Source organism: Bacillus sp. SYZHCR11 (assembly GCF_057196865.1).
The window spans coordinates 137,802-146,774 of sequence record NZ_JBXUND010000005.1; the positions used below are offsets into that span (position 1 = coordinate 137,802).

The window sequence follows — 8,973 nt, forward strand, 5'->3', positions numbered from 1 at the left end:
CAAAATAGGAGGAGACCTGTAATGGCTTCAGAAAAAGACGCAAAAAAACAGCAGGCAGTAAAAATCATTCCTTTGCTTATTACTGTTGCTGTGGGATTAATCATTTGGTTTATTCCCGCGCCGTCCGGACTTGAACCTAAAGCATGGCATTTGTTCGCTATTTTTGTCGCAACAATTATCGGCTTTATCTCCAAGCCCTTGCCAATGGGCGCAATTGCAATTTTTGCATTGGCAGTCACCGCGTTAACGGGAACGCTATCTATTGAAAATACGTTAAGCGGATTTGGAAACAAGACAATCTGGCTGATTGTCATCGCCTTTTTTATTTCCCGGGGATTTATCAAAACCGGGCTTGGCGCCAGGATTTCTTACGTATTCGTACAACGGTTCGGGAAGAAAACACTCGGCCTTTCTTATTCACTGCTGTTCAGTGATTTAATTTTATCACCTGCCATTCCGAGCAACACGGCACGGGCGGGCGGCATTATTTTTCCTATTATCAGATCATTATCCGAAACTTTCGGATCAACGCCGGCAGACGGAACAGAGCGGAAAATCGGCGCTTTCTTATTAAAAACCGGTTTTCAAGGAAACTTGATTACGTCTGCGATGTTTTTGACGGCAATGGCGGCGAATCCGCTGATCGCCAAGCTGGCCCACGATGTCGCAGGGGTGGACATCACATGGACAAGCTGGGCAATCGCGGCCATTGTACCGGGATTGGCGAGCTTAATCATTACGCCGCTCGTCATTTATAAGCTGTATCCGCCGGAAATTAAAGAAACACCGGACGCGGCTAAAATCGCAACGGAAAAATTGAAAGAAATGGGTCCGTTTAAAAAATCCGAACTCTCCATGGTTATCGTCTTTTTATTGGTGCTTGCGCTGTGGATTTTCGGAGGAAGCTTAAATATCGACGCAACGACGACGGCCCTGATCGGATTATCCGTTTTGCTTTTGTCACAGGTATTAACATGGGAGGACATCAAAAAAGAACAAGGTGCATGGGATACGCTGACTTGGTTCGCGGCGCTTGTGATGCTGGCGAATTTCCTGAATGAGCTCGGCATGGTGTCTTGGTTCAGCAATATGATGAAATCATCTGTTTCCGGTTTTTCATGGATTGTGGCATTTATGATTCTGATTGTCGTGTATTATTACACGCATTACTTCTTTGCGAGCGCAACCGCGCATATCAGCGCCATGTATGCGGCATTTCTCGCCGTCATCGTGGCGGCAGGCGCTCCGCCGCTGTTGGCGGCGCTCAGCCTGGCGTTTTTCAGCAACCTTTTCGGTTCGACGACGCATTACGGCTCAGGAGCGGCTCCGGTCTTTTTCGGAGCGGGTTATATCTCGCAAAGCAAATGGTGGTCCATCGGCTTTATCCTGTCAATCGTCCATATTGTGACATGGCTTGTGATCGGCGGATTATGGTGGAAAGTATTAGGGTTATGGTAGAAGAAAAAAGGCAGACTCAGGTCTGCCTTTTTTTATTTCTGTAAGGAATGGGAAGGGCCTGCACACGATGACTTCAGTGCGAATAGAATATTGCCGGGGTGATATTATGAGCAGCGGCCGTAATCAATACATGATATTGAAACAGAAACCTTACAAATATATGAGCAGACATATGAAACGCCGGTATGAACAATTACCATGTGAACTCGAAAGTCCGGAAACAGGGACGGAAAAACGGTTTCCGTCTTCAGATGAAAATCGATCTGCCTTGTGCGTACCCGGGCTGCGAGGTCCGGAAGGCAAAAGAGGACCCGCCGGCTCCCGCGGTCCGCAAGGGGAGGCGGGTCCGCCGGGTCCGCCCGGTCCCCCGGGGCCTGAGGGGCCGCCGGGAGCGGTTCCTGCGGTAGCTTTTCAAAATACAGCAGACCTAATGACGCTTCCGTTAGAAGGAACACCGATAAACGTGTTAAGCGCAGTGATAGCTGCGCCGACAGATCAATTGGTGAAAACGGACGCCGTCATACAAGTAAATGTGGAATTAGATCCTCTTGCGTCTCATTTCTCATTGGTCTTAGCTGTCGAGCTGCAAAGAAATGGCGTAACGATACAAACACAGAGACAAGAGCGGAACCTCTTTTCTTCAGGCGGACAAATCATAGGAATTCCTTTTACGTACATCGACGAAATGAAGGCGGATGAAACAGCCGCGTATCAGCTCTATTTATCCGTCCTTTCTTCGAACTACGTAACACAAGTCGCAGCAGCAAACCGCTCCCTCATTGCGACGGGATTCCCCATTCAAGGATCGGATTAAGGTGATGAAAAGAAATCACCTTTTTTATTTAGGTTGTCAAAACACAGCCCGTATTAATATGCTGTCTTAATAAGTAAGACGGTCAACAACGGGAAGGAGAGGGAAAAAGATTGAATGAATAATCCGATTATAAACGGAAGCTTTGAAACCGGCACATTAGCGGGGTGGAGTTCGGCAAATACCCAGATTAACAGTTTGTTTGCACATTCAGGGAGATATTCTGCGCAATTTATTGGAGCTCAGCCATATGCTTACCTCAGTCAAATCGTTCCCATTTCAGCCAAGTCAGTGACTCTATTCGTATCACTCGCAACGCTCGGAAATGATCCAAGTCCCCAAGTCACTCTCCAGATCATCTATGTCAGCGCAGCAGGTGAACAAATCAGTTCCATTCAAGAAAATATTACACCCGGAAATTTGCCGAACGTGCTCTTTCACACATGGTCTGAAATCTATAAAACAAGCAGTGTGCCTTCTGGCGCGGCCTCTGCCGTCATTGTATTAAGTAAAGTTTCTTCCGGCACGGTTTTAATAGACGATGTTTCATTGGCGCAAACCGGGGGTGAACCTGGCGTAACAGGAATTACAGGTCCCACTGGAGTGACGGGCCCAACAGGAGTGACCGGCGCAAGAGGAGCGACGGGAGTAACTGGTGCAACCGGGGCAAGAGGAGCGACGGGTGTAACCGGTCCAAACGGAGTAACTGGTCCGACAGGAGTAACTGGAGCAACCGGCTCGACTGGTGTAACAGGAGCGACCGGAACCACGGGCTCAACCGGAGTGACTGGAGTAACGGGAGCAACAGGCCCAACTGGTGCGACGGGATTAACTGGAGCAACCGGCTCGACTGGCCTAACTGGAGTAACAGGTCCAACCGGATCAACAGGTACAACGGGTGTAACAGGAGCAACCGGGGCGACAGGGATAACCGGTTCAACCGGATCGACAGGATCAACTGGTTCAACCGGTTCAACAGGAGTGACTGGGGCAACGGGGATAACCGGATCGACAGGATCAACAGGAGCAACAGGTCCAACAGGGTCAACTGGTTCAACCGGAGCAACCGGATCAACAGGCTCAAATGGAATAACAGGAGCAACAGGACCGACAGGATCAACCGGAGTAACTGGAGTAACAGGGGCAACCGGCCCAACCGGAGCAACGGGGGAAACAGGCGCGACTGGCTCAACAGGGCCAACAGGATCAACCGGAGCAACGGGACCAACCGGAGTGACTGGAGAAACAGGCCTAACGGGTGTAACGGGTCCAACAGGAGTAACTGGGACAACGGGGATAACCGGATCGACCGGGGTAACGGGACCAACCGGACCGACAGGAGCAACCGGCTCAACTGGTGCGACGGGATTAACTGGAGAAACCGGGGGAACAGGTTCAACTGGTTCAACAGGAGCAACGGGAGCAACGGGATCAACCGGTCCAACCGGGCCAACAGGGTCGACAGGATCAACTGGACCCACGGGAGAGATCGGTCCAACGGGATCGCCAGGCTCAACCGGAGAAACCGGTGCAACGGGAGTGACTGGAGCAACAGGTTTAACTGGCTCAACAGGCCCAACTGGTATAACCGGATCAATAGGACCATCAGGAATAACGGGAACAACCGGCCCAACCGGAGCAACGGGGGTAACAGGCGCAACTGGCTCAACAGGGCCAACAGGAGTTACTGGCGCAACCGGATCAACAGGCCCAACCGGAGCAACAGGTGCAACCGGAGAAACCGGCTCGACCGGGGATACCGGAGCTACTGGAGTAACCGGCTCAACAGGGGCAACGGGGGTAACTGGAGAGACCGGTCCAATCGGAGCAACAGGTTCAACCGGAGAAACCGGAGAGACTGGCTCAACAGGAGCAACCGGAATGACTGGAGTAACAGGAACAACCGGCTCGACTGGTGTAACAGGCCCAACGGGTTCAACCGGGCCGACGGGAGTAACCGGATCAACCGGAGCAACGGGTGTGACGGGAGCGACCGGAGTAACAGGGGTAACGGGATCGACAGGATCAACCGGCCCAACCGGCTCAACTGGTTCAACGGGAGTGACAGGTTCAACCGGAGTAACGGGATCAACAGGAGCAACCGGGTCAACTGGAGTAACAGGTACAACAGGCCTAACGGGTGTAACGGGTCCAACAGGAGTGACTGGGACAACGGGGATAACCGGAGCGACTGGGGTAACGGGTGTAACCGGGGGAACGGGCCCAACCGGACCGACAGGAGCAGCCGGCTCAACCGGCTCAACTGGTGAGACGGGAATAACTGGAGAAACAGGCGCAACCGGGGGAACAGGACCAACAGGTTCAACCGGAGAAACAGGTGTGACTGGCCCGATCGGGGTCACGGGATCGACAGGATCAACCGGGGCGACGGGGATAACCGGCTCAACCGGAGTAACAGGTCCAACGGGGGAAACAGGCGCGACTGGCTCAACCGGTCCAACAGGAGTTACTGGCGCAACCGGAGAAACTGGCCCAACAGGAGTGACTGGTGCAACAGGATCAACCGGCCTAACTGGGGTCACGGGCTCAACTGGAGCAACAGGTTCAACCGGATCGACTGGCTCAACTGGTGTAACTGGTTCAACCGGAGAAACCGGCCCAACGGGAGAGGCCGGTCCAACCGGATCAACAGGCTCAAATGGAATAACAGGAGCAACAGGACCGACAGGAGCAACCGGAGTAACTGGAGTAACAGGAGCAACCGGAGTAACTGGAGTAACAGGAGCAACCGGAGTAACTGGAGTAACAGGGGCAACCGGCCCAACCGGAGCAACGGGGGAAACAGGCGCGACTGGCTCAACAGGGCCAACAGGAGTTACTGGCTCAACCGGAGAAACTGGCTCGACCGGCTCAACCGGCTCAACTGGAGTAACCGGAGCGATCGGTGTAACTGGGTCAACAGGAATAACCGGACCGACTGGCTCAACGGGAGCAACCGGCCCAACCGGAGCAACGGGTTCAACCGGAGAAACGGGTGTAACAGGGCCAACAGGAGAAACCGGAACTACGGGCTCAGCCGGAGTAACAGGTGCAACGGGAGAAACCGGAGCTACTGGAGTAACCGGCCCAACAGGGGCAACGGGGGTAACTGGAGAGACCGGTCCAATCGGAGCAACGGGTTCAACCGGAGAAACTGGTTCAACAGGAACAACCGGGGCGACGGGAGTAACCGGATCAACAGGAGTAACAGGTTCAACCGGTGCAACGGGATCGACAGGAGCGACTGGGGTAACTGGGACAACAGGAGTAACCGGTGCAACGGGAGAAACTGGCTCAACCGGAGAAACTGGGGCAACAGGAGAAACTGGGGCAACGGGGATAACCGGCCCAACAGGTGTAACAGGAGAAACCGGAGTAACTGGGACAACGGGAGAAACCGGCTCAACCGGATCAACTGGCCCAACCGGATCAACTGGCCCAACCGGAGCAACAGGTGCAACCGGAGAAATCGGCTCGACCGGGGATACCGGAGCTACTGGAGTAACCGGCCCAACAGGGGCAACGGGGGTAACTGGAGAGACCGGTCCAATCGGAGCAACGGGTTCAACCGGAGCAACCGGAGAAATCGGCTCGACCGGGGATACCGGAGCTACTGGAGTAACCGGCCCAACAGGCACAATCGGTTTAACCGGAGTAACCGGTCCAACTGGCTCGACCGGGGATACTGGAGCTACTGGAGTAACTGGTCCAACTGGTGTAACGGGAATAACTGGTGTAACAGGCCCAACTGGAGCAACGGGATCAACAGGTTCAACAGGAGCAATAGGACCGACTGGAGCAACCGGAGAAACCGGCTCGACCGGGGAAACCGGAGCTACTGGAGTAACCGGCCCAACGGGGATAACAGGAGCGACTGGCGCAACAGGAGTAACCGGTGCAACGGGATCGACAGGAGCGACCGGAGCAATTGGTTCAACCGGACCGACAGGCTCAACGGGAGCAACCGGCCCCACCGGAGTAACGGGTCTAACTGGTGTAACGGGATCGACAGGAGCGACTGGGGTAACGGGAGTAACCGGCTCAACTGGTGCGACGGGATTAACTGGAGAAACAGGCGCCACAGGATCGACAGGCCCAACCGGCGCAACAGGGCCAACAGGTTTAACAGGATCAACAGGAGCAACCGGAACCACGGGCTCAACTGGAGTAACAGGAGCGACAGGAGAAACCGGCGCAACAGGGGCAACGGGGGTAACTGGAGAAATCGGACCAACTGGCTCAACCGGTGCAACTGGAGAAACTGGCTCAACTGGCTCAACCGGCGCAACCGGAGTAACGGGTCCAACTGGCGCGACTGGCTCAACCGGCGCAACCGGAGTAACGGGTCCAACTGGCGCGACTGGCTCAACAGGAGAAACCGGTGCAACTGGATCGACTGGCGCAACCGGTCCAACGGGTGTGACTGGAGCAACGGGAGAAACCGGCTCAACTGGCGCAACGGGTGCATCCGGGGCGACCGGCGCAACGGGAATAACTGGAGAAACCGGAGCAACTGGATCGACTGGGGTAACTGGTGTAACCGGAGCAACAGGCTCAACTGGTTCAACGGGAGTGACAGGAGCAACTGGTTCAACGGGAGTGACAGGCTCAACTGGTTCAACGGGAGTGACAGGAGCAACTGGCTCAACTGGCTCAACCGGCGCAACCGGAGTAACGGGTCCAACTGGCGCGACTGGCTCAACCGGCGCAACCGGAGTAACGGGTCCAACTGGCGCGACTGGCTCAACAGGAGAAACCGGTGCAACTGGATCGACTGGCGCAACCGGTCCAACGGGTGTGACTGGAGCAACGGGAGAAACCGGCTCAACTGGCGCAACGGGTGCATCCGGGGCGACCGGCGCAACGGGAATAACTGGAGAAACCGGAGCAACAGGATCGACTGGGGTAACTGGTGTAACCGGAGCAACAGGCTCAACTGGTTCAACGGGAGTGACAGGAGCAACTGGTTCAACGGGAGTGACAGGCTCAACTGGTTCAACGGGAGTGACAGGAGCAACTGGGGCAACGGGGGTAACTGGAGCGACCGGTCCAACCGGATCAACTGGTTCAACGGGAGTAACTGGAGCAACCGGATCAACTGGTTCAATAGGAGAAACCGGATCGACCGGTGTAACAGGGTCAACAGGAATAACCGGTGTAACTGGCTCAACCGGCCCAACTGGTGAAACAGGAGCGACGGGAGTAACAGGCCCAACAGGTGTAACAGGTTCAACGGGAGAAACGGGCCCAACCGGAGCCACCGGAGCCACGGGAGTAACAGGAGCCACGGGAGTAACTGGTTCAACTGGAATAACCGGATCGACCGGTCCAACCGGCCCAACAGGTGTAACAGGAGAAACCGGTGTGACTGGACCAACAGGGGTTACTGGCTCAACAGGAGAAACCGGCGCAACGGGCTCAACTGGAGTAACTGGGTCAACAGGAATAACCGGACCGACTGGCTCAACGGGAGAAACCGGTGCAACTGGCTCGACCGGGGATACTGGAGCTACTGGAGTAACTGGTGCAACAGGAGTGACTGGGTCAACCGGAGAAACCGGCCCAACTGGGGTCACAGGGTCAACAGGAATAACAGGAGCAACCGGCTCAACAGGTTCAACCGGAGAAACCGGCCCAACAGGTGTAACAGGAGAAACCGGAACCACGGGATCAACCGGAGTAACTGGGACAACGGGAGAAACCGGTGCAACTGGAGTGACTGGAGCAACGGGGTTAACCGGATCAACAGGCGCGACGGGATCAACCGGAGTAACTGGGACAACAGGAGAAACCGGCGCAACGGGCTCAACTGGAGTAACTGGAGCGACCGGTGTAACTGGGTCAACAGGAATAACCGGACCGACTGGCTCAACTGGCTCAACGGGAGAAACCGGAGCAACAGGGTCAACTGGTGTAACGGGAGTGACTGGTTCAACTGGAGCGACTGGGGTAACTGGTGTAACGGGAGTGACTGGTTCAACTGGAGCGACTGGGGTAACTGGTATAACCGGGGGTACGGGAACAACCGGCCCAACCGGAGCAACGGGGATAACCGGCGCGACCGGAGAAACCGGTCCAACTGGCTCGACCGGGGATACTGGAGCTACTGGAGTAACTGGTGCAACAGGAGTGACTGGTTCAACCGGAGAAACCGGAGCGACCGGTGTAACAGGGTCAACAGGAATAACAGGAGCAACAGGCTCAACAGGTTCAACCGGAGAAACCGGCCCAACTGGGGTCACGGGCTCAACTGGAGTAACAGGAGCAACCGGAGAAGCCGGCCCAACAGGTGTAACAGGAGAAACCGGAGCAACGGGCTCAACTGGAGTAACCGGTTCAACGGGTGTGACTGGAGCAACGGGTGTGACTGGAGCAACGGGTGTGACTGGAGCCACAGGAGTAACGGGATCAACAGGAGCCACAGGAGTAACGGGATCAACAGGAGCCACTGGAGTGACTGGGGCAACGGGGATAACCGGAGCGACTGGCGCAACAGGAGTAACAGGTTCAACCGGAGAAACGGGTCCAACAGGTGTAACAGGACTAACTGGAGCAACGGGAGTAACAGGCCCAACCGGTCCAACGGGTGTGACTGGAGCAACGGGTGTGACTGGAGCAACGGGTGTAACTGGAGCAACGGGTGTAACTGGAGCAACGGGTGTAACTGGAGCAACGGGTGTAACTGGAGCAACGGGTGTAACTGG

3 protein-coding genes are annotated in these 8,973 nt (G+C 55.4%); all 3 read left to right on the forward strand.

Translation table 11 applies throughout. The features are described 5' to 3' along the window. Window positions 1-21 precede the first annotated feature (21 nt). Window positions 22-1,458, forward strand: a complete 1,437-nt coding sequence (locus AC2CGA_RS17405) for an anion permease (RefSeq protein ID WP_007408966.1) — start codon at window positions 22-24, stop codon at window positions 1,456-1,458. Window positions 1,459-1,564: 106 nt separating this feature from the next. Then, complete coding sequence (locus tag AC2CGA_RS17410; RefSeq protein ID WP_024084994.1) at window positions 1,565-2,272, forward strand: hypothetical protein; 708 nt, start codon at window positions 1,565-1,567, stop codon at window positions 2,270-2,272. A gap of 114 nt (window positions 2,273-2,386) precedes the next feature. Beyond that, on the forward strand, window positions 2,387-8,973 hold a 6,587-nt coding region (locus tag AC2CGA_RS17415), incomplete at its 3' end, for an NTTRR-F1 domain (RefSeq protein ID WP_484480263.1).

Bases quoted from the DNA above. Each gene is read 5' to 3' on its own strand.
- AC2CGA_RS17410 (WP_024084994.1), top strand. From the start codon at position 1,565: ATGAGCAGCGGCCGTAATCAATACATGATATTGAAACAGAAACCTTAC.
- AC2CGA_RS17405 (WP_007408966.1), top strand. From the start codon at position 22: ATGGCTTCAGAAAAAGACGCAAAAAAACAGCAGGCAGTAAAAATCATT.